The organism is Pseudomonas sp. MF6767, from assembly GCF_016405475.1.
In the GTDB taxonomy this organism is placed as follows: domain Bacteria; phylum Pseudomonadota; class Gammaproteobacteria; order Pseudomonadales; family Pseudomonadaceae; genus Aquipseudomonas; species Aquipseudomonas paracarnis.
The window spans coordinates 203,274-224,392 of sequence record NZ_JAEKCY010000001.1 but is presented as its reverse complement, the minus strand read 5'-3'; the positions used below and the strand labels follow the sequence as shown (position 1 = coordinate 224,392).

The 21,119-nt window shown below is 62.5% G+C and carries 20 protein-coding genes; 18 read left to right on the top strand and 2 right to left on the bottom strand.

The genetic code is table 11. The annotated features are described in order from the left end of the window. Positions 1-22: 22 nt before the first annotated feature. Positions 23-976 (bottom strand): glutathione synthase, encoded by a 954-nt coding sequence (gene gshB, locus JFT58_RS01010; protein WP_054897572.1) that lies wholly within the window; start codon positions 974-976, stop codon positions 23-25. A 238-nt stretch (positions 977-1,214) separates the two neighbouring features. Between gshB and pilG the strand changes: the two genes are divergently transcribed. The 18 genes from pilG (at position 1,215) to madM (ending at position 19,937) form a co-directional block, all read left to right on the top strand. After that, complete coding sequence (gene pilG, locus JFT58_RS01005) at positions 1,215-1,622, top strand: twitching motility response regulator PilG (RefSeq protein WP_014720321.1); 408 nt, start codon at positions 1,215-1,217, stop codon at positions 1,620-1,622. A 46-nt stretch (positions 1,623-1,668) separates the two neighbouring features. Then, positions 1,669-2,034, top strand: coding sequence for a twitching motility response regulator PilH (pilH, locus tag JFT58_RS01000; RefSeq protein ID WP_014720320.1), 366 nt, complete (start codon positions 1,669-1,671; stop codon positions 2,032-2,034). Positions 2,035-2,045: 11 nt separating this feature from the next. Beyond that, positions 2,046-2,570, top strand: a complete 525-nt coding sequence (locus JFT58_RS00995) for a chemotaxis protein CheW (protein ID WP_034128935.1) — start codon at positions 2,046-2,048, stop codon at positions 2,568-2,570. Further along, entirely contained in the window at positions 2,567-4,618 is a 2,052-nt protein-coding gene (locus JFT58_RS00990) for a methyl-accepting chemotaxis protein (protein ID WP_054897571.1), read from the top strand. Before JFT58_RS00995 ends, JFT58_RS00990 begins: the two co-directional genes overlap by 4 nt. 175 nt (positions 4,619-4,793) lie before the next feature. Beyond that, the gene (locus tag JFT58_RS00985) at positions 4,794-10,613 is read left to right on the top strand and encodes an Hpt domain-containing protein (RefSeq protein WP_054897570.1); all 5,820 of its coding nucleotides are present in this window, start codon (positions 4,794-4,796) and stop codon (positions 10,611-10,613) included. Next, positions 10,606-11,061, top strand: a complete 456-nt coding sequence (locus JFT58_RS00980; protein WP_003195048.1) for a chemotaxis protein CheW — start codon at positions 10,606-10,608, stop codon at positions 11,059-11,061. Before JFT58_RS00985 ends, JFT58_RS00980 begins: the two co-directional genes overlap by 8 nt. A 288-nt stretch (positions 11,062-11,349) precedes the next feature. Then, positions 11,350-11,733: a polymorphic toxin type 44 domain-containing protein gene (locus JFT58_RS00975; RefSeq protein ID WP_044269533.1), complete on the top strand. Its 384-nt coding sequence runs from the start codon at positions 11,350-11,352 to the stop codon at positions 11,731-11,733. Further along, positions 11,711-12,130 (top strand): hypothetical protein, encoded by a 420-nt coding sequence (locus JFT58_RS00970; RefSeq protein WP_054897569.1) that lies wholly within the window; start codon positions 11,711-11,713, stop codon positions 12,128-12,130. The genes JFT58_RS00975 and JFT58_RS00970 overlap by 23 nt, the downstream gene beginning before the upstream one ends. A 200-nt stretch (positions 12,131-12,330) precedes the next feature. Further along, complete coding sequence (locus JFT58_RS00965) at positions 12,331-12,570, top strand: DUF6124 family protein (protein ID WP_019817747.1); 240 nt, start codon at positions 12,331-12,333, stop codon at positions 12,568-12,570. 245 nt (positions 12,571-12,815) lie between these two features. Then, positions 12,816-14,486 (top strand): malonate decarboxylase subunit alpha, encoded by a 1,671-nt coding sequence (gene mdcA / locus JFT58_RS00960; RefSeq protein ID WP_198834276.1) that lies wholly within the window; start codon positions 12,816-12,818, stop codon positions 14,484-14,486. After that, positions 14,487-15,320, top strand: coding sequence for a triphosphoribosyl-dephospho-CoA synthase (locus tag JFT58_RS00955; protein ID WP_054897568.1), 834 nt, complete (start codon positions 14,487-14,489; stop codon positions 15,318-15,320). Continuing rightward, the gene (locus JFT58_RS00950; RefSeq protein ID WP_054897567.1) at positions 15,320-15,619 is read left to right on the top strand and encodes a malonate decarboxylase subunit delta; all 300 of its coding nucleotides are present in this window, start codon (positions 15,320-15,322) and stop codon (positions 15,617-15,619) included. The genes JFT58_RS00955 and JFT58_RS00950 overlap by 1 nt, the downstream gene beginning before the upstream one ends. Continuing rightward, positions 15,612-16,454 (top strand): biotin-independent malonate decarboxylase subunit beta, encoded by an 843-nt coding sequence (locus JFT58_RS00945; RefSeq protein WP_054897566.1) that lies wholly within the window; start codon positions 15,612-15,614, stop codon positions 16,452-16,454. The genes JFT58_RS00950 and JFT58_RS00945 overlap by 8 nt, the downstream gene beginning before the upstream one ends. Then, entirely contained in the window at positions 16,451-17,221 is a 771-nt protein-coding gene (gene mdcE / locus JFT58_RS00940; protein WP_054897565.1) for a biotin-independent malonate decarboxylase subunit gamma, read from the top strand. Before JFT58_RS00945 ends, mdcE begins: the two co-directional genes overlap by 4 nt. Next, complete coding sequence (locus JFT58_RS00935) at positions 17,215-17,811, top strand: malonate decarboxylase holo-ACP synthase (protein WP_054897564.1); 597 nt, start codon at positions 17,215-17,217, stop codon at positions 17,809-17,811. The genes mdcE and JFT58_RS00935 overlap by 7 nt, the downstream gene beginning before the upstream one ends. Continuing rightward, positions 17,808-18,707 carry a malonate decarboxylase subunit epsilon gene (mdcH, locus tag JFT58_RS00930; protein WP_054897563.1) on the top strand — a complete coding sequence of 300 codons (900 nt, stop codon included), beginning with the start codon at positions 17,808-17,810 and terminating at the stop codon, positions 18,705-18,707. The genes JFT58_RS00935 and mdcH overlap by 4 nt, the downstream gene beginning before the upstream one ends. Positions 18,708-18,774: 67 nt before the next feature. Beyond that, positions 18,775-19,167: a malonate transporter subunit MadL gene (madL, locus tag JFT58_RS00925; protein WP_032894763.1), complete on the top strand. Its 393-nt coding sequence runs from the start codon at positions 18,775-18,777 to the stop codon at positions 19,165-19,167. A 5-nt stretch (positions 19,168-19,172) separates the two neighbouring features. Further along, on the top strand, positions 19,173-19,937 hold the full coding sequence (madM, locus tag JFT58_RS00920) for a malonate transporter subunit MadM (RefSeq protein ID WP_032897715.1): 765 nt from the start codon (positions 19,173-19,175) through the stop codon (positions 19,935-19,937). 124 nt (positions 19,938-20,061) lie between these two features. Here madM and JFT58_RS00915 read toward each other — a convergent pair whose 3' ends face one another. Beyond that, the gene (locus JFT58_RS00915; protein ID WP_014720307.1) at positions 20,062-20,976 is read right to left on the bottom strand and encodes a LysR family transcriptional regulator; all 915 of its coding nucleotides are present in this window, start codon (positions 20,974-20,976) and stop codon (positions 20,062-20,064) included. Between the last annotated feature and the right edge of the window lie 143 nt (positions 20,977-21,119).

The following is a 21,119-nucleotide window of genomic DNA, read 5'->3' as shown; positions in this document are numbered from 1 at the left end:
GTAGGTGTCCGGCTGTTCTATGTCACTTGGCTTGTAGCTTGCGTTCAATGGCGACCATCAGCATTTCACCGATGTTCGTGCCAAATGCGTTGTCGATCTCGCGAATACAGGTCGGGCTGGTGACGTTGATTTCAGTGAGGTTCTCGCCAATTACGTCTAGTCCGACAAATAGCAGACCTTTTTCCCGCAGGGTTGGACCGACTTGAGCGGCAATCCAGCGGTCTTTTTCTGATAACGGCCGCGCTTCACCGCGACCACCGGCGGCCAGGTTGCCACGGGTCTCGCCGGCTGCCGGGATGCGCGCCAGGCAATAATCCACCGGCTCGCCGTCAATCATCAGGATACGCTTGTCGCCATCCTTGATCGCCGGCAGATAGGCCTGGCCCATGATTTGCTGGGTGCCCAGGGCGGTCAGGGTTTCGAGGATCACCGACAGGTTCGGGTCGCCGGCGCGGTGACGGAAGATCGAGGTGCCGCCCATGCCGTCCAGCGGCTTGAGGATCACGTCGCCATGCTTGGCGGCGAATTCACGCAGTACATCGGCGCGGCGGCTGACCACGGTCGGTGGCGTGCACTGCGGGAACAGGGTGGCGAACAGTTTTTCATTACAGTCGCGCAGGCTTTGCGGCTTGTTGACGATCAACACGCCCGCGCGTTCGGCCTGCTCCAGCAGGTAGGTGGAGTACACAAATTCCATGTCGAACGGCGGATCCTTGCGCATCAGGATCACGTCGAGGTCGCTCAGCGGGCTGTCGATTTCGTCAGAAAGCTCGAACCACTTCTCGGGGTTGGCAAACACCTGCAGCGGGCGCATGCGTGCGCGGGCCTCTCCGTCACCCTGGTAAAGGTCGCGCTGCTCCATATAGAACAAGGTCCAGCCGCGGGCCTGGGCGGCCAGGAGCATGGCCAGCGAACTGTCCTTTTTATAGGAAATGCTGGCGATAGGGTCCATGACAATGCCGACGCGAACGCTCATGGGGATTTCCTCTAGCAAATTAGGGCGCATAAAAGTGGCGTCAGAGTGGCGCTGCGGCTGTTGTGGGTCAAGGAAAAACCACTGGGCGGGTGCCTCGATAGATTGCGCCAGGAGACTGTGCTAAAAAGGCTGGCACGGCGCAGCAGCCCTTGAATTCCAAGGCTTGCGGCGTTCATCCTGTGCAACATCAGGCAGTACACACCGAAAACCGATTCGCTGTGGCGATGGTAGAGCAGATATGGAACAGCATTCCAACGCCTTGAAGGTGATGGTAATCGACGATTCGAAAACGATCCGCCGCACCGCCGAGACGCTGTTGAAGAACATGGGGTGCGAGGTCATCACGGCGATCGACGGTTTCGACGCCCTGGCCCGTATTGTCGATCATCACCCGCACATTATCTTTGTCGACATCATGATGCCGCGCCTGGACGGCTACCAGACCTGCGCCCTGGTGAAGAACAACCCGGCGTTCAAGTCGATCCCGGTGATCATGTTGTCTTCCAAGGACGGCCTGTTCGACAAGGCCAAGGGGCGCATCGTGGGTGTCGATCAATTTTTGACCAAGCCTTTCAGCAAGGAAGAACTGCTGGGGGCGATCAAGGCCTATGTGCCTGGGTTCGCCGCAGTAGAACAAGCACACTGACGCCGCCTCACGAGGGCCGGCGCCGACCAATGTAGCGGGGAAAACCATGGCACGTGTTCTGATCGTCGACGATTCGCCGACCGAAATGTACAAACTCACCGGCATGCTGGAAAAGCATGGCCACCAGGTGCTCAAGGCCGAAAACGGCGCGGACGGCGTGGCCCTGGCCCGTCAGGAAAAGCCCGACGCGGTGCTGATGGATATCGTGATGCCCGGCCTCAACGGCTTCCAGGCCACGCGCCAGTTGTCCAAGGAGCCGGAAACCAACGGTATCCCGATCATCATCATCACCACCAAGGATCAGGAAACCGACAAGATCTGGGGCGCACGCCAGGGCGCCAAGGACTACCTGACCAAGCCTGTGGATGAAGAAACCCTGATTGCCACCCTGAACAAGGTGCTGGCCGGCTAAGGCTTGCGATCATGACCGAGTCGCAAACCGCCTTCGAGCTGCTGCTGGACATCGACCGCCGCTGCCGCTTGCTGGCCGCGGACCTGCCGTCCCAGGAAACGCGCCTGCAACGCTGGAGCGGCATCGCTTTCCGCATAGGGCCAAACGCCTACGTGGCGCCCATGGGCGAAGTCGCCGAGGTGTTGCATGAGCCACGTTGCACCTTGATGCCGGGGGTCAAGCCCTGGGTCAAGGGCGTGGCCAACCTGCGCGGGCGCTTGCTTCCGGTGATGGACCTGGGCGGTTTCCTGGGCCTTGAGTTGTCCAGGGCGCGCAAGCAACGGCGGGTGCTGGTGGTGGAGTTCAACGACCTGTTTGTCGGGCTGCTGGTAGATGAGGTGGTAGGCATGCAGCATTTCCCATTGGATGCCTGGGTGGCGAGCGCTGCCTCGAGCGCGCCGTTTATTCAGGGCCAGTTCGACGGCGACCCGCCGTGGCAAGTCTTCAGCCCCTTCGCCCTGGCCCAGGCCCCTGGCTTCATGGATGTTGCCGCATGAGCACCGCTACCACGCCCAAACCCCAGGCCGCTTCGCGCAGCCGTTCGCAGATCATCGTGCTGTTTATCGCCTTGATCGTGTTCATCATGCTGCTGTTCGCCAACTTCGCGTACCTCAACACCCAGTCCACTTACGATAAGCAGTACATCGGCCACGCCGGTGAGCTGCGCGTGCTGTCCCAGCGCATTGCCAAGAACGCCACCGAGGCCGCTGCCGGGAAAGCGGCGGCGTTCAAGCTGCTGGGCGATGCGCGCAACGATTTTGCCCAGCGCTGGGGCTACCTGAAAAAAGGTGACCCGCAAACCGGCTTACCGGCGGCGCCCAGTGCGGTGCGCGCCGAAATGCGGGCGGTGCAGACCGACTGGGAGGCGTTGCTGAAAAACACCGACGCCATCCTGGCCAGCGAGCAGACCGTGTTGTCGTTGCACCAGGTGGCGGCGACCCTGGCCGAAACCGTACCGCAACTGCAGATCGAGTCGGAAAAAGTCGTGGATATCCTGCTGCAACGCGGCGCCCCGGCCAGCCAGGTAGCCTTGGCCCAACGCCAGTCGCTGCTGGCCGAACGTATCCTGGGGGCGGTCAACACGGTGCTGGCGGGGGATGAAACCGCCGGGCAGGCCGCCGATGCCTTCGGTCGCGATGCCAACCGTTTTGGCGTGGTGCTCAATGGCATGCTCAACGGCAACCCGGGGCTGCGTATCACCCAGGTCGAAGACCCGGATGCCCGGGCGCGGCTGGCGGACATCGCCGAGCTGTTCGAATTTGTCTCCGGCTCCGTGGATGAAATTCTCGAGACCTCGCCGCAGTTGTTCCAGGTGCGCGCCTCGGCGAGCAATATTTTCAACCTGTCGCAAACCCTGCTCGATGAAGCCTCGCACCTGGCCACGGGTTTTGAAAACCTCGCCAGCGGGCGCAGCTTCGACACCATCGGCGGTTACGTGCTGGGCTTGCTGGCGCTGGCCTCGATCATCCTGATCGGCCTGGTCATGGTGCGCGAGACCAACCGCCAACTGCATGAAACCGCGCAGAAGAACGAGCGCAACCAGAACGCGATCATGCGCCTGCTGGATGAAATCGAAGACCTGGCTGACGGCGACCTCACCGTCACCGCCTCGGTCACCGAAGACTTCACCGGCACCATCGCAGACTCCATCAATTATTCCGTGGACCAACTGCGCGACCTGGTCGCCACCATCAACCTCACTGCCGGGCAGGTCGCCGGTGCCGTGCAGGACACCCAGGCCACCGCCATGCACCTGGCCCAGGCGTCGGAGCATCAGGCCCAGCAGATTGCCGAAGCGTCCACGGCGATCAACCAGATGGCGCAGTCCATCGACCAGGTGTCGGCCAACGCGGCCGAATCCTCGGCGGTAGCTGAACGTTCGGTAGAGATCGCCAACAAAGGCAACGAGGTGGTGCACAACACCATCCACGGCATGGACAACATTCGCGAGCAGATCCAGGACACCGCCAAGCGCATCAAGCGTTTGGGCGAGTCGTCCCAGGAAATTGGAGACATCATCAGCCTGATCGACGATATCGCCGACCAGACCAATATCCTCGCCCTCAATGCCGCGATCCAGGCCAGCATGGCCGGTGACGCCGGGCGCGGTTTTGCGGTGGTGGCCGATGAAGTGCAACGGTTGGCCGAACGCTCCTCGGCGGCCACCCGGCAGATCGAAACCCTGGTACGCACCATCCAGGCCGACACCAACGAAGCGGTGATCTCCATGGAACAGACCACCACGGAAGTGGTGCGCGGCGCGCGCCTGGCCCAGGACGCCGGGGTGGCGCTGGAAGAGATCGAAGGCGTGTCCAAAACCCTGGCGGCGCTGATCCAGAGTATTTCCAACGCGGCGCAGCAACAGACCTCATCGGCGGGGCAGATTTCCCTGACCATGAACGTGATCCAGCAGATCACCACCCAGACGTCGTCGGGTTCCACCGCCACCGCAGAAAGCATTGGTAACCTGGCGAAGATGGCCAGCCAGTTGCGCATGTCGGTATCGGGTTTTACCTTGCCGCCGCCCAAGCAGGTCGATGATTGAAATACGACCTGAAGAACACCACAGTCCAACTATGGCAGCTGGCTTGCCTGCGATAGCGGTCTGTCAGATACAGAAATAGTGCTGACCCACCGCTATCGCAGGCAAGCCAGCTCCCACATTGGATCTCCATTGTTTGTGAGATACCAGCAACTCATGAATTCTAAGCGGAGCAGTTATGGTTGATCGGCACGACTATGTGGCCCTCGAATGGGTCAAGGGCGATATTGCCGAAACCCTGAAGCAGGCCCGGTCGGCCCTGGACGCGTACGTTGAAACCCATGATGACGACGCTCTAAACGAATGCCTGGCCGGTATTCACCAGGTACATGGCGCGCTGCAAATAGTCGAGTTCTACGGCGCGGCGCTGCTGGCCGAAGAAATCGAGGAACTGGCCCTGGCACTACAGGCCGGGCACGTTGGCCAACGCGATGAAGGTATCCGGCTGCTGCAACAAGCCCTCGGCCAACTGCCGCTGTACCTCGACCGCGTGCACAGTGCCCGCCGCGACTTGCCGCTGGTGGTGCTACCGCTGCTCAACGACCTGCGCAGCGCCCGTGGTGAAAGCCTGCTATCGGAGACCAGCCTGTTCAGCCCGCAACTGCTATCGATCGAACCGTTGCCTGAGCAAGCCCTGGCCCAGCGGGCCACGCCGGATCTGCATGAGCAGTTGCGCCAATGGCGCCACCTGCTGCAACAAGCCCTCGCCGGATTGCTGCGTGAAGACCACGGCCCCAGCAACCTGGAAGACATGGCGCGGGTGTTCGCACGCCTTGAAGCGCTATGCCAGGGTGCGCCGCTGCTGCCGTTGTGGCAGGTCACCTCGGCGCTGGTCGAAGGCATGCTCACCGGCGTGGTCGCCAACAGCCCGGCGCTACGCAGCCTGCTCAAGGCCAGCGACAAGCAACTCAAGCGCTTGCTGGTTCAAGGCATCAATGGCATCAACCAGCCGGCACCGGACGAGTTGCTCAAGAGCCTGTTGTTCTACGTCGCCAAAGTCACCCGGCCGACGCCGCGCATGCAGAGCCTGAAGGAGCGCTACGGCTTGGACGAAGCCTTGCCCGACAGCGCCGTGGTCGATGCTGAACGTGCACGGCTGGCCGGGCCGGATCGCAATGCCATGGGCTCGGTACTCGGGGCGTTGTGTGAGGAGCTGGTGCGGGTCAAGGAACGCCTGGATCTGTTCGTGCGCAGTGATCGCCAGCACACCCAGGACCTCGAGCCGTTGCTGGCGCCCTTGCGGCAGATAGCCGATACCCTCGCGGTGTTGGGTTTCGGCCAGCCGCGCAAAGTGATCATCGACCAACTCGCTGTGGTGTTGAGCCTAGTCCAGGGGCAGCGCGAACCCAATGACGCGGTGTTGATGGATGTGGCCGGCGCGTTGCTGTATGTCGAAGCGACGTTGGCCGGGATGATCGGCACCGTCGAACCGCAAAGCCGTGAAGACAGCCGCTTGCCCACCACCGACCTGACCCAGATCCATCAGTTGGTGATTCGTGAGTCGTGCCAGTGCTTGCGCCAAGCCAAGGAGCTGGTGATCGACTGCATTGAGGCTGATTGGGATCGTCAGCGCCTGGAGTCCTTGCCCGAGCTACTGAGCCAGGTGCGTGGTGCCCTGGCGATGATTCCCTTGCCGCGTGCGGCGAGCCTGATGCGCGGTTGCACCGATTACGTCGACGAGCAATTGATGATCAACGAGGCCGCCCCTTCGGCGACACAACTGACGCATTTCGCCGAGGTGGTCAGCAGCCTGGAGTACTACCTCGAGCGCATGCTTCAAGACCCTGACGCGGCAGGGGAAAAAGTGCTGGAGTTGGCCACCCAGGGCTTGAATGCATTGGGCTACCTGCCGGTGGAAAAACCCTGGCGGCAGGCGCTGGCTGCGCCCGAGGGGGCGCTGTCCACCGAGGCTGCGCCAAACCAATCCCAGTTCGATGCCTTGGCCAGCCCTGCATCACGTCTCAACCCTCCAGCCTTGCAGCGTCCCGGTAGCCTGTTGCCGCCGCCGGCCGGTGAAGAACCGATTGACGATGAACTGCGCGAAGTCTTCCTTGAAGAAACCGATGAAGTCCTCGACGTGTTGCATCGCTACCTGCCCGACAGCGCGGACAAAGCCGCCCAGGGCGAAATGCGCCGGGCTTTCCATACCCTCAAGGGCAGCGGCCGCATGGTGCGCGCCCTGGTGCTGGCCGAGCTGGCCTGGGCCGTGGAGAACCTGCTCAATCGCGTGCTGGAACGCAGTGTAGTCCTTGGCCCTGAGGTGCGGCAGGTGTTGGATGAGGCCGTGGCCCTGCTGCCGGAGCTGATCGCCGATTTCGCTAGCGACGATCAACGCCAGCGCGATGAAGTCGACGCCTTGGCCGCCCATGCCCATGCCCTGGCCAGTGGCGCTGCAACATCGACCACCGAGCCCCATGACCCAATGCTGCTGGAGATCTTTCGCAACGAAGCCCAGGGCCATCTGGACAGCCTCGACCACTTCCTGCAACAGGCCGCCGAGCAGGTGCCGCTGCAGGTCAGTGATGAACTGCAACGCGCCTTGCACACCCTCAAGGGCAGCGCCTACATGGCCGGCGTGTTGCCCATTGCCGAACTGGCGCGCCCGCTGGATCACCTCACCCGTGAGTACAAGGCCCACCGCGTGCCGCTGGACAAGGACGAAGTGGCTTTGTTGCTTGAGGCACAAGGGCTGTTCCAGCGCGGGGTGCGTGACCTGGACAACAATCCCCTGGCGCCGATCCACGGCGCGGCCAGCGTGATCAGCCGCACCCAACACCTGCTGGAGCATCAACTGGCCGCCTTGCTCGACGCCCCCACGGCCGGCCTGCGCGTCAAGCGTGACCCGCACTTGATCACCAACTTCCTGGCCCAGGGCATGGACATCCTGCTCGACGCCGAAAGCCTGCTGCGTCGCTGGCAGCAACACCCCGGCGACCGTCTGGAACTCACGGCGTTGCTAGACGAACTGACCACCCTGGGCGAGGGTGCGCACCTTGCCGACCTGCATCCTATCGACGCGTTGTGCGAAGCCTTGCTCGACCTGTATGGCGCGGTAGAGGAAAGCAGCCTGGCGGTCAGCGCCCGGTTCTTCCAAGAGGCTGAACAGGCCCACGACGCGCTGATCAACATGCTCGACCAGTTGGCCGCCGGCCAGGAAATCAGCCCCGCGCCTGCACGGCTGCAGGCGTTACGCGCGTTGCTGGACGAAGCCTTGGACCCGTCCGCCACAGGCCTGATCAAAAGCGACGGCAGCCGCGCCCTGAGTATCTCCGAATTGGGCGCGGCCACCGCGCAGCTGGATCACGCCACCGCGATGGACGACGAGATTGTTGAGATCTTCCTTGAGGAGGCCGTAGACATCCTCGACAGCGCCGGCCAGTCGCTCAAGCGATGGTTACTGGAGCCCGACAGCGCTGCGCCCTTGTCCTCGTTGCAGCGGGATCTGCACACCCTCAAGGGCGGCGCGCGCATGGCCGAAATCGACCCGGTGGGCGACTTGGCCCACGAGCTGGAATGCGTTTATGAGGGGCTGGTGGACCGCCGCTATAGCTACTCTGTCGAGCTATCCCAGGCACTGATGGCCAGCCACGAACGCTTGGCTCAACAATTGGAAGAGCTGCAACAACAGCAACCCCTGAGTGACGGCGCCGAACTGGTCGAAAGGCTGCGGGAATTGCGCCAGGCCAGCAGCCCGGCAGCGCCGGCTGCGGTGGCGCCAGCCTCGGGTGCCGACCCGGAATTGCTGGATATATTCCTCGAAGAAGCCGCCGATATCCTCGACAGCTCAGGCAGCGCGCTTTTGCGCTGGCAGGACGAGCCGGGCAATCGCCAGGAAGTGGAAACCCTGCTGCGTGACCTGCACACCCTCAAGGGCGGTGCACGCATGGTCGAGATCGGGCCGATCGGCGATCTGGCCCATGAGCTGGAATTTCTCTACGAAGGGCTTTCCGCCGGTTTGCTCGCGCCGACCCCTGAGTTGTTCGCACTGCTGCAAGGTTGCCATGATCGCCTGGCGCAAATGATCGACGCCGTGGCCGAGGGATTGCCGGTGGGTTCGGTGGATAAACTCATCGAGCGCATCAAGAGCCTGGTGCACCCCAGTGATGAGCCGGTCACACCGGTGGCGCTGCCGGCGGGCAAGGCCGAAGCGGTCGCCGACCCGGCCGCCGACATGGTGAAAATCTCTGCCGACTTGCTCGATGACCTGGTCAACCTGGCCGGCGAAACTTCGATCTTCCGTGGGCGTATCGAGCAGCAAGTCAAGGATGCGCGCATTGCCTTGAGTGAGATGGAAACCACCATCGAGCGCATGCGCGACCAATTGCGCCGGCTCGACAGCGAAACCCAGGGCCGCCTCTTGAGCCGCCAGCAAGCCGAGGCCGAACGCCTGGGCTACGAAGAGTTCGACCCGCTGGAAATGGACCGCCACTCGCAGCTGCAACAGCTGGCCCGTGCGCTGTCCGAATCTGCCTCCGACCTGCTCGACCTCAAGGACACCCTTGAGCGCCGCAACCAGGATGCCCACAACCTGCTGCAGCAACAGGCGCGTATCAACACCGAGTTGCAGGAAGGCCTGATGCGCACGCGCATGGTGCCTTTCGAGCGCATGTTGCCACGCCTCAAGCGCATCGTGCGGCAAGTGGCGGGCGAGTTGGGCAAGGACGTGGAGTTTATCGTCGGCAATGCCGAAGGCGAGATGGACCGCAATGTGCTGGAGCGCATGGCGGCACCCTTGGAGCATATGCTGCGCAACGCCGTCGACCACGGCCTGGAGTCGCGCGAAGTGCGGCTGGCGGCGGGCAAACCGGAGAAGGGCCGCATCACCCTGGACCTGACCCACGAAGGCGGCGACATCGTCTTCGACATGCGCGACGACGGCGCCGGCGTGCCCCTCGAAGCGGTGCGACGCAAGGCGATCAAGCGCGGCCTGCTCGCGCCCCATCAAGAGATCAGCGACCGTGACGTGTTGCAGTTCATCCTGCAGCCGGGCTTTTCCACCGCCGAAAAAATCACCCAGATTTCCGGGCGCGGCGTGGGCATGGACGTGGTGCATGAAGAAGTGCGCCAGCTCGGCGGCTCGATGGTGATCGACTCGACGCCGGGCATGGGCGTGCATTTTCGCATTCGCCTGCCGTTTACCGTGTCGGTCAATCGTGCGCTGATGGTGCACTGCGCGGACGACCAATACGCGATCCCTCTCAACACCATCGAAGGCCTGGTGCGCGTGCTGCCCCACGAATTGGCGGGGCACTACCAGCAAGACCCGCCGCACTATGAATACGCTGGCCAGCGCTACGAGTTGTTCTACCTCGGCGACCTGCTGCACACCGCCAGCCGCCCGAAACTGCTGGGCCAGTACCAGCCTGTGCCGGTGCTGCTGGTGCACTGCAATGAACGCCGCGTGGCGGTGCACGTGGATGCCATGGCCGGTACCCGCGAGATCGTGGTCAAGGGCCTGGGCCCGCAATTCTCCGGGGTGCAGGGCGTGACCGGCGCGACCATCCTGGGCGACGGCCATGTGGTGCTGATCATCGACCTGCTGGCGCACATCCGCGCTCGGCAACCGGCCTTGCCGGCCCAGGCAGTGGATGCGCCGCTGATCCTCAACGACCCACTGAAAAAACGCCCGCTGCTGGTGCTGGTGGTGGACGACTCGGTCACTGTGCGCAAAGTCACCAGCCGCCTGCTGGAGCGCAACGGCATGAACGTGCTCACCGCCAAGGACGGTATCGACGCCCTCGCCATCCTGGAAGAACACACCCCGGACCTGATGCTGCTCGACATCGAAATGCCGCGCATGGACGGCTTCGAAGTGGCCATTCAGATACGCAACGACCCACGCCTGATGCGCTTGCCGATCCTCATGATCACCTCACGCACCGGCCAGAAACACCGCGACCGCGCCATGGCCATTGGCGTCAACGACTACCTCGGCAAACCGTACCAAGAGTCGGTGCTGCTGGAGAGCATCGCCTACTGGAGCAAGTCCCATGCTTGAGCACCGCACCAGCCAACTCACCGGCTTGCTACTGCCCCTGGCCGACCGCCACTTGGTGCTGCCCAACGTTGCCGTGGCCGAACTGATCGATTTCCAGCGTGGCGAACCGGCCAGCGATGCGCCGCCGTGGTATCTGCGGCAAGTGACCTGGCGCGATCGGCAAATTCCGTTGATCAGTTTTGAGGCTGCCTGCGGTGAAGCCAGCATGACGGGAGAACGCTCACGCATCGTGGTGTTGAATGCACTGGGCGGGCGACCGACCTTGAAGTTCATTGCCCTGGTGATCCAGGGTATTCCCCGCTCGTACAAGCTCGACAGCGAATTGAGCTACGTGGACGTGCCCCTGTGCCCGCTGGAACTGGCGGCGGTGCAAGTGGGCGAGCAGGTGGCGAAGGTGCCGGACTTGATGGGCCTTGAAGCGCTGCTGGTAGAGTCCGGCCTGGCCTGATCCTGAGCCCTATGAAGATCTACTGTGGGAGCTGGCTTGCCTGCGATAGCTGTGTTTCAGTCACTGCATCAAACACTGACCCAACGCCATCGCAGGCAAGCCAGCTCCCACACTGAGCTGCGCTCATCTCCAGGTCAATCAATCCGCACAAACCGCTCAATTACTGGGTGATATGTGTGAATAGGATGGAGTTGCTGTAGGCGGGTTCTGAATTTGGAATAGGCGGGTTTTCAGGCCGGAGTGGAGTCGCTAGGTTCTGCACTCCTCACTGCCAGCAAGGACTCGCAAATGGCCGTACCGTTAATGCCGCCCGGTGTTTCAATTCTTGAAAACATGGCGATCTCCAACTGCAAGCGCATTCATCTCAAGCCCGGCTCGGCATTCGCCTATTCCTGGTTTTACTCCCAGGTCCGTGCGGCCGGCCCTTGGAACTACAAGAAGCAGGGGCGTCAGTACGAAGCTTTTGGTAACTTCAATTACGGTGCCACGGGCACGGTGCTGGGCATTCCCGAAAATGTGTTGCTGCGAGCCGCCGGTGTGGCTCAAACCGTCGCCAGAACGACTCGTCCGGATTTTGGATCATGGTGGGGCGGTGAGCCTTTTGGTGATGACCCACGGGACCAATATTGGATAAGAAGAGGTATCGAATATGCCATTTCGCAAGGTCACTAAGCCCCTCATACCTGTTCTGAGTAATTGCCTGCTTGTGATCTGCCTGATCTATATCGGCGGCAGTTGGGTCCTGTCGCCCGGAACACCGGACCTGGATGAAGTGGTGTTGAAGCATTCCCTGGGCAACGGTATGTCGATCTATGGTGCGCGAGATGGCCAAGGTGGCGCGACGGTGGGGTTTTCCTACAGGTACTACGTGCATAAGGATTTGGGAAGTGATCAGGAAATACTCAGCGCATTAGTGTCGGCCCCTCCTTTTCTCAAAACAAAAGAGCCCGATGTTCAAGTCAATAATGAGGGTGGTGCCCTGCACCTGGTTATTCAGGGAGAAGTGTATGAGTACCACAGCTATGCGCTGGAGGGCCTGGGGAAGGTCAATGTGATGATGGTGTTGTGATGGGCTAGTGCTCAGACTTTTCCTGCAAGCGGGCGCTTTTTATGCCTGCTGTACTCGTTATGGCGGCTGTGCGTGGGAGATTCTTCGGAGTCTGCCGGGGTCCGATATGCCCGGTCTTGCACACCTGCGTACAGCTGCCACCTTCATTCGCGTGCAAGCGGAGAGAGGACAGCCTCCATCACATATCGGAGTTGTAAATCATGGTCAAACCTACGCCCAATCCACCCCTTTTCACCGTAAACCCCCACCAAGACAACGAAACCCTGCTGGTCAATGCCAGCGAAACCCTGTCCTCGCTCAATGCGCTCACCTGCAACCTGGCCTTCGACCTGGACACTTCCCAGCGCGCCATCATGCTGGGGATCCAGCAAATGGCCGAGTTGGGGCAGTTGCTGATCGATAGCGCATTGGAGCAAGTCAGCCCGTCCCCAGCTTCTTGAAACGGCCCCAATCAGGGACCGCTATCTAGCCAACACCACCGACCCATGTGGGAGCTGGCTTGCCTGCGATATCGGCCTGTCAGTCAACATCTCAGTAGCTGACCTACCGCCATCGCAGGCAAGCCAGCTCCCACAGTTTGATCTTCGTTACTCCAGGCGTAACGGTTCGTCCTCCAGCTTGATTGATGCCTTAACGCTTCACTCCTAAGGTAAGCCCCACGACAGCAACCCCCCGTGGAGCGACCATGACAACAACCATCACCCCCGACTCGCGCTGGACGCGGCGGCGCGACGAGAAGCAGCGGCGGCTCGGGCTGGTCAAAAAATACGCAGACGGGGCGGTGTTGCCCAGTGACAAGATCGTCGAGGCCCTTGAAGCCTTGATCCTCCCCGGCGACCGCTTAGTGCTGGAGGGCAACAACCAGAAGCAGGCCGACTTCCTCTCGCGCTCCCTGGCCCAGGCCGACCCCGCCAAGCTCCACGATTTGCACATGATCATGCCCAGCGTGGGCCGTTCCGAGCACCTGGACCTGTTTGAAAAGGGCATTGCCCGCAAGCTGGATTTCTCTTTCGCTGGCACCCAATCCCTGCGCATCAGCCAGTTGCTGGAAGACGGCATGCTGGAGATCGGCGCGATTCATACCTACATCGAGCTCTATGCGCGGCTGGTGGTGGATCTGATCCCCAACGTGGTGCTCTCCGCTGGTTTCATGGCCGACCGTGCCGGTAACATTTACACCGGCGCCAGCACCGAAGACACCCCGGCGCTGATCGAGCCCGCCGCCTTCAGCGATGGCATCGTCATCGTGCAAGTCAACCAGTTGGTGGATGACGTCACCGACTTGCCCCGCGTCGACATCCCCGCAAGCTGGGTCGATTTCGTGGTGGTGGCGGACAAGCCGTTCTACATCGAGCCGCTGTTCACCCGCGACCCGCGCCATATCAAGCCGGTGCATGTGCTGATGGCGATGATGGCGATCCGTGGCATCTACGAAAAACACAATGTGCAGTCGCTCAACCATGGCATCGGCTTCAACACGGCTGCCATCGAATTGATTCTGCCCACCTACGGCGAATCCCTGGGCCTCAAAGGCAAGATCTGCCGCAACTGGACCCTCAACCCGCACCCCACATTGATCCCGGCGATTGAAAGCGGTTGGGTAGAAAGCGTGCATTGCTTCGGCACCGAACTGGGCATGGAAAACTATATTGCCGCACGCCCGGATGTGTTCTTCACCGGCCGCGATGGCTCGATGCGCTCCAACCGCATGTTCTGCCAACTCGCCGGCCAATACGCCGTGGACCTGTTTATCGGCGCCACCCTGCAAGTGGATGGCGACGGGCATTCCAGCACCGTGACCCGTGGCCGCCTCGCCGGTTTCGGTGGCGCGCCGAACATGGGCCACGACCCACGCGGCCGCCGTCATGGCACACCGGCCTGGCTGGATATGCGCCACGACGATGCGCCTGAGGCCTTGCTTGAACGCGGCAAAAAACTCGTGGTGCAAATGGTCGAGACCTTCCAGGAAGGCGGCAAACCCACTTTCGTCGACACCCTGGACGCGGTGGAAGTGGCCCGCAAAAGCGGCATGCCCCTGGCGCCCATCATGATCTACGGCGACGACGTTACCCATTTGCTCACCGAAGAAGGCATCGCCTACCTGTACAAGGCACGCTCCCTGGAAGAACGTCAGGCGATGATCGCCGCCGTCGCCGGGGTGACCGCCATCGGTATGCGCCACAACCCCAAGGACACTGCGCGCATGCGCCGCGAAGGCTTGATTGCCTTGCCCGAAGACTTGGGTATTCGCCGCACCGACGCCACCCGCGAGTTGTTGGCCGCCAAGAGCGTGGCCGACCTGGTGGACTGGTCTGGTGGCCTCTACAACCCGCCCGCCAAATTCAGGAGCTGGTAAATGCGCGCGCTCAAACAGCATGAACTGAGCCTGGCCGATCGCCTGGCGGATATGGCCGTGGATGCGCTGATCGACGAAGCGGATTTGTCGCCCAAACCCGCCTTGGTAGACCGGCGCGGCAACGGCGCCCACAGCGATTTGCACCTGGGGTTGATGCACGCCTCGGCGCTGTCGCTGTGGCCGATGTTCAAGGAAATGGCCGAGGCCGCGCTCGACATCGGCGAAGTCGGCCTGCCCCTGCGCGAAGCGCTCGGGCGTATTGGCCGGGAAGGTGAGCAGGCCATGCTCGCCACCACCCAGGGCGTGAACACCCATCGCGGTGCGATCTGGGCCCTGGGGTTGCTTACCGCTGCGGCGGCCCTGGAGCCCCGCACCATAACCCTGACCGCCGCCAAGCTGGCCCTGCTCAACGACCGCTTCTCCCCGCAGCCCATGAGCCATGGCGCCCAGGTCGCCCAACGCTACGGCGCACGTGGTGCCCGTGAAGAGGCGCAGCTTGGCTTCCCCTCGGTGACCCAACGCGGCCTGCCGCAACTGCACAAGAGCCGCCGCGAAAACGCCGGTGAGCAGAACGCCCGGCTGGATGCTTTGCTGGCGATCATGACGGACCTGGCAGACACCTGCGTGCTCTACCGCGCCGGTACCGAAGGCCTGGCCACCATGCAACAGGGCGCCCAGGCTGTGCTCGACGCCGGTGGCAGCGCAAACCTGGCCGGACGCCGCCAACTGCATGAACTGGACCTGCAACTGCTGGCCTTGAATGCCTCCCCCGGCGGCGCCGCCGACCTGTTGGCCGCCTGCCTGTTTATCGACCGCCTCGACGGAGCGTTGTGATGGAAACCTTATCCTTTGAATTCCCCGCCGGGCAGCCCCCCAAAGGCCGTGCGCTGGTGGGTTGCGTCGGCTCGGGCGACCTGGAAGTGCTGCTGGAGCCGGGCACGCCCGGCACCTTGACCATCCAGGTGCAAACCTCGGTCAATGGCGCGCAGCAACGCTGGCAGCACCTGTTCGAACGCATCTTCCAGGAGCAGACGCCACCGGCCCTGAACATTGATATCCACGACTTCGGTGCCACGCCCGGTGTGGTGCGCTTGCGATTGGAGCAAGGTTTCGAGGAGGTCGGCCATGACTGACTTACTCGCTAAACACAGCTTTGTCGAACTTGGCGCTCGACAGCGCGCCAAGGCGCTGTTAGATGCCGGCACCTTCCGCGAGTTGATCGACCCGTTCCAGCGGGTCATGTCGCCGTGGCTCAGCCGCCAAGGCGTGGTGCCCCAGGCCGATGATGGTGTGGTGATCGCCAAGGGCAGCATCGGCGCCAAGCCTGTGGTGATTGCCGCGATCGAGGGTAATTTCCAGGGCGGCAGCCTGGGTGAAGTCGGCGGTGCGAAAATCGCGGGCGCCTTGGAACTAGCCGCCGAAGACAACCGCAACGGCATCCCCACCTGCGCGGTGCTACTGCTGGAAACGGGTGGCGTGCGCTTGCAGGAAGCCAACCTGGGCCTGGCTGCCATTGCCGACATTCACGCGGCGATTGTCGACCTGCGCCAGTACCAGCCGGTGATCGGCGTGGTGGCCGGCAGTGTCGGTTGCTTTGGGGGCATGTCCATCGCGGCTGGCTTGTGCAGCTATCTGGTGGTGACTCGCGAAGCACGTCTGGGCTTGAATGGCCCGCAAGTGATCGAGCAGGAGGCTGGCCTGGAGGAATACGACTCCCGCGACCGGCCGTTTATCTGGAGCCTTACCGGTGGCGAGCAGCGCTTCAACAGTGGCTTGGCCGACCGTTATGTGGCCGACGATGTGGCGCAGATCCAGCAGACCGTCAGCACACTGTTGCAGCAGGGCGTGCCCACACAACCGCGCAGCCGGCGCGCTGATTTTTACCTGGCGCGCCTGGCCGAACTGGACGCGAGCGCGCAAATCGAGCCGGCGACGGTTCGCGCGCTGTATCAGGGAGAACGCTCATGAGAGGCTTGCAGTGGTTCAACGCATTGAGCGCCAACGCAACGCCGGTCGAAGGTTTGCCGGGCTCATTGAAAGTGGCGGATGGTGTGTTGGGTGAACAGGCGGTGCGCTATATCGCCGTGGTCCCCGACCCGCACAACCGCTTCCCCCGCGCCCGCAATGGCGAAGTCGGCCTACTGGAAGGCTGGGGCTTGGCCAAGGCGGTGGACGAAGCCAACGCCCGGGGTGACAAGCGCCCCATCATCGCTATCGTCGACGTACCCAGCCAAGCCTATGGTCGTCGCGAAGAAGCCCTTGGCATTCATCAGGCCTTGGCCGCCGCCGCTGACAGCTACGCTCGCGCTCGGCTCGCCGGCCACCCGGTGATCGCCCTGTTGGTGGGCAAGGCCATGTCGGGGGCGTTCCTCGCCCACGGCTACCAGGCCAATCGCCTGATCGCCCTGCGCGACCCTGGCGTGATGGTGCATGCCATGGGCAAGGCCTCGGCGGCACGGGTGACCTTGCGTAGCGTCGAAGAATTGGAAACCCTGGCCGCCAGCGTGCCGCCGATGGCCTATGACATCGACAGCTATGCCAGCCTGGGATTGCTGTGGGAGACGTTGTCAGTCACCCGGATTGAACAACCCACGACGGATGACGTGGCGCGAGTCAGCGATTGCCTGGTGCAGGCAGTCAAGGATATCGGCAGTACCGACTTGAGCTCACGCCTTGGCGCCACCAACCGAGCCGCCTCCAGCCGAGTGCGCCAGCTGTTGCGGGAGCAATGGTGAACGCCCACGACTTACTCTGGGGCATGACCCTGGCGCATCTGCCTGCCGATGCCCCGGCCTGGGTGCGGGACGCGATCCGTGCCGGGCATCCGGTAGTGGTGCGGCGTGCCATCGCCGAGCCGGGCCATGTGGCGGTCGGTGTGCGTGGGCATTTGCGTGAGCAGCGTTTTGCCGCCCAGATGCCCGTGGCGGCGGTGCAACGGCGGGTGGCGCCGCAAGCTTTGCGAGCGGCGGTCTCACCACGGGATTTACCGGCGCTGCGGGCCCTCGATCAACTGCGGCCGGTGCTGGCGCCGCAAGATTGGGGCGTCAGCGGCAGTGCCGGGTTTGAATTGGCCAGTGGCATTGAAGCGCTGCATGCCAACAGTGACCTGGATTTGATCCTGTGCACGCCCAAGCCCCTGGATCGTAGCGAGGCGCGAGCGCTGTTGGCGATCCTGGACACCGCGCCCTGCGCCGTCGACCTGCAACTGCAAACCCCTTTCGGTGCCGTCGCGTTGCGCGAATGGGCCGGCCCCTCACGCCGTGTACTGCTCAAGACCGTCTGCGGTGCGCACCTTGTGCTCGACCCTTGGCAGGCCGTGGCATGAGCAGCCTTCTGGTGTTTCCGGGGCAGGGCGCCCAACGCAGCGGCATGCTCCAGGTGTTGCCGGCCGACATTCTGCAAGAGGCCAGCGATGCCCTGGGGGAAGACGTTCGTCGGCTCGACTCGGCGCAGGCTCTGGAATCGACGCGGGCTGTGCAACTGTGCCTGGTGATCGCCGGCGTGGCCCATGCCCGGCGATTAGAGTGCACGCCGGATTATGTAGCGGGCCTGTCCATCGGCGCCTACCCAGCCGCGGTGATGGCCGGGGCCCTGGACTTCGCTGATGCGATAAAACTGGTCAGCCTGCGGGGCGAACTGATGCAGCAGGCTTATCCACAGGGCTATGGCATGACGGCGCTGATCGGCCCTGATCTTTCCAGCGTCGAGGCCTTGCTGGCGGATATCCACAGCCCGCAAACGCCGGTGTACCTGGCCAATATCAATGCCGACAACCAGACCGTCATCGCCGGCAGCAACGAGGCGATGAGGCGAGTTGCCGAGCGCATCACAGGCAACGGTGTCGCCAAGCGCCTGGCCGTCAGCGTGCCGTCTCACTGCCCGTTGCTGGAGCAACCCGCCCAGGCACTGTTCCAAGCCTTCGTCCCACTCAAGGCGCCGCGCATTACTTACCTGAGCAGCACCCGCGCGCGACCTATCCACAACCCCGAACAACTGCGTGACGACCTGGCCTTCAATATGTGCCGCGTCGTCGATTGGCGCGGCACTGTGCAAAGCGCCTACGAGCGCGGTGTGCGCCTGCAAATCGAACTGCCTCCGGGCGCGGTGCTCACCGGTCTGTCACGCCGGGTGTTTGAACAAGGCACGGTGATCGCCTGCGAAGGCGCCCGCCTGGACACCTTGCAGGCCCTGCTGCAAGAGGAGGAACGCCGCCACCGATAACGCAGTACCCAAGGCTTTCGAAGCACAAAAACAACAATTTCGAACGAGCACTTTGAGGACAACAACCATGATTATCTACGGTGTGGCTTTTTTGGCGTTCTGCACGCTGGCAGGGCTGTTTGTGGGTGAACTGCTGGGCAAGCTGTTGGGTATTCCGGCCAACGTCGGCGGGGTGGGTATTGCCATGCTGCTGTTGATCGGCCTGGGCAGCTACTTGAGCAAACGCGGCCTGTTTACCGGCAAGTCAGAGCAAGGCGTGAGTTTCTGGGCGGCGGTGTATATCCCGATTGTGGTGGCGATGGCTGCCCAGCAAAACGTGTATGGCGCCATCAGCGGTGGGCCTATGGCGATTCTGGCCGGGACCCTCGCCGTGGTGCTCGGCTTTGCCCTGGTGCCCGTGCTGGTGCGTATCGGTAACCGCGAGCCGGTTGCTCCTGTTCCCACCAAAGAAGCCGGGTGATCGCCATGTACGAATCGATGATGAAAGTGATCACCGGCTACGGCTTGATCAGTGGTTTCGCCGTGATCGGCCTGACCATGTGGGTGTCTTATTGGATCTCCGATACCTTCACCAAGGGCCGCCTGCATGGTTCGGCCATTGCCATTTTGCTGGGGTTGGCGCTGTCGTATGTGGGCGGTGCGTTTACGGGTGGTTCCAAGGGCGTGGTGGATATTCCACTGTTGTCGGGCATCGGCCTGCTGGGCGGTGCGATGTTGCGCGATTTTGCCATTGTCGCCACGGCGTTTGGCGTGAGTGTCGATGAGTTGAAACGCGCCGGCTTCGTGGGGGTGCTGGCGCTGTTTGTCGGCGTGGGCTCGTCGTTCGTTGCCGGGGTAGGGGTGGCGATGGCGTTCGGGTACACCGATGCGGTGAGCCTCACCACCATCGGCGCCGGGGCCGTGACCTACATCGTCGGCCCGGTGACCGGCGCGGCGATTGGGGCCAGCTCCGAGGTGATGGCGCTGTCCATTGCCGCGGGGTTGATCAAGGCCATTCTGGTAATGGTGATGACGCCGTTCGTGGCGCCGCTGATCGGGCTGAACAACCCACGCAGCGCGGTGATCTTCGGTGGCTTGATGGGCACCTCCAGCGGTGTGGCGGGCGGCCTGGCGGCGACTGATCCGAAGCTGGTGCCTTATGGGTGTTTGACGGCGGCGTTCTATACGGCGCTGGGGTGTTTGTTGGGGCCGTCGTTGTTGTTTTTGCTGATGCGTGGGTTGGTGGGCTGATAGGGGATGATCGTTCCCACGCTCCGCGTGGGAAAGCCTCTTGTGACGCTCTGCGTCACGGTCAAAAAGCGGACGCGGAGCGTCCTAAGCTGCGCTCCCACGCAGAGCGTGGGAGCGATCGTCCTCAGCTTTGGCGATTGGCGTACATCCGACACTCCGCCAACAACGCCAGCAAGTTCGGATCGCGCTCCTTGGCTTTCAGGAACACCACACCGATCTGCTGTTGCAAGCGATACCTGGGCTGCAACGGTATCAGCTTCACGCGGTTCTCATACACCGCTGCGATACGTCCTGGCAGCAGCGCATAACCCACCCCTGAACTGACCATGCTCAGCAAGGTGAAGATATCGTTCACCTGCATCGCCACCTTCGGCTCGAACCCGGCCTGATGGAACACCCGGTTGCCGTCCTGATGCGTGGCGAAGCCCTGGGTGAGGGTGATGAAGGTGGCATCGCGCACGTCGGCCAGGTCGATTTCCTGATCGCGGTCCAGGGGCGAATCGGCCGGGGTGGCGAGGAAGATGTCATCGCTGAACAGCGCGATCTGCTCGCAGTCGGGGTCGTGGGCGTGTTCGTCGAGGGAGATGAGAATCGCGTCCACTTCCATGTTCTTGAGCTTATAGAGCAGGTCGAAGTTGGAGCCCAGGATCAGGTCGATATTCAGTTCGCTGCGCCGGATTTTCAGGCCCATGATCAACTGTGGCACGGTCTTGACCGTCAGCGAATACAGCGAGCCGAGCTTGAAACGTTCGGCCGAGAACCCAGCGGCTTCGCGGGTCAGGCGCACGCTGTCGACCACGTCGGCCACCAGTTTCTGCGCACGCTCTTCGAGCACGTAGGCGCTTTCCAGCGGAGTGAGGTTGCGACCCTCGTGTTTGAACAGCGGGCAGCGCAGGGCACTTTCCAGGGAGTGAATGGCGCGGTGCACGCTGACATTGCTGGTTTGCAACTCGGCGGCCGCGCGGGCCAGGTTGCCGGTGCGCATGAACGCCAGGAAGATCTCCAGCTTCTTGAGGGTGAATTCTTCGTCGATCAGCATGGCCTTGGGCTCTTGTTCGATTGCACTCGATTGTGCCCGTAAACGCGGCTGTCGTCGCCGGAACGTCACGTGCCGCTTGCACTCTGATGCGCAAGGCTGGACGCTTGTCCGCCTGTTCTTGAGGGTTACGGGAGGTCAGTGAC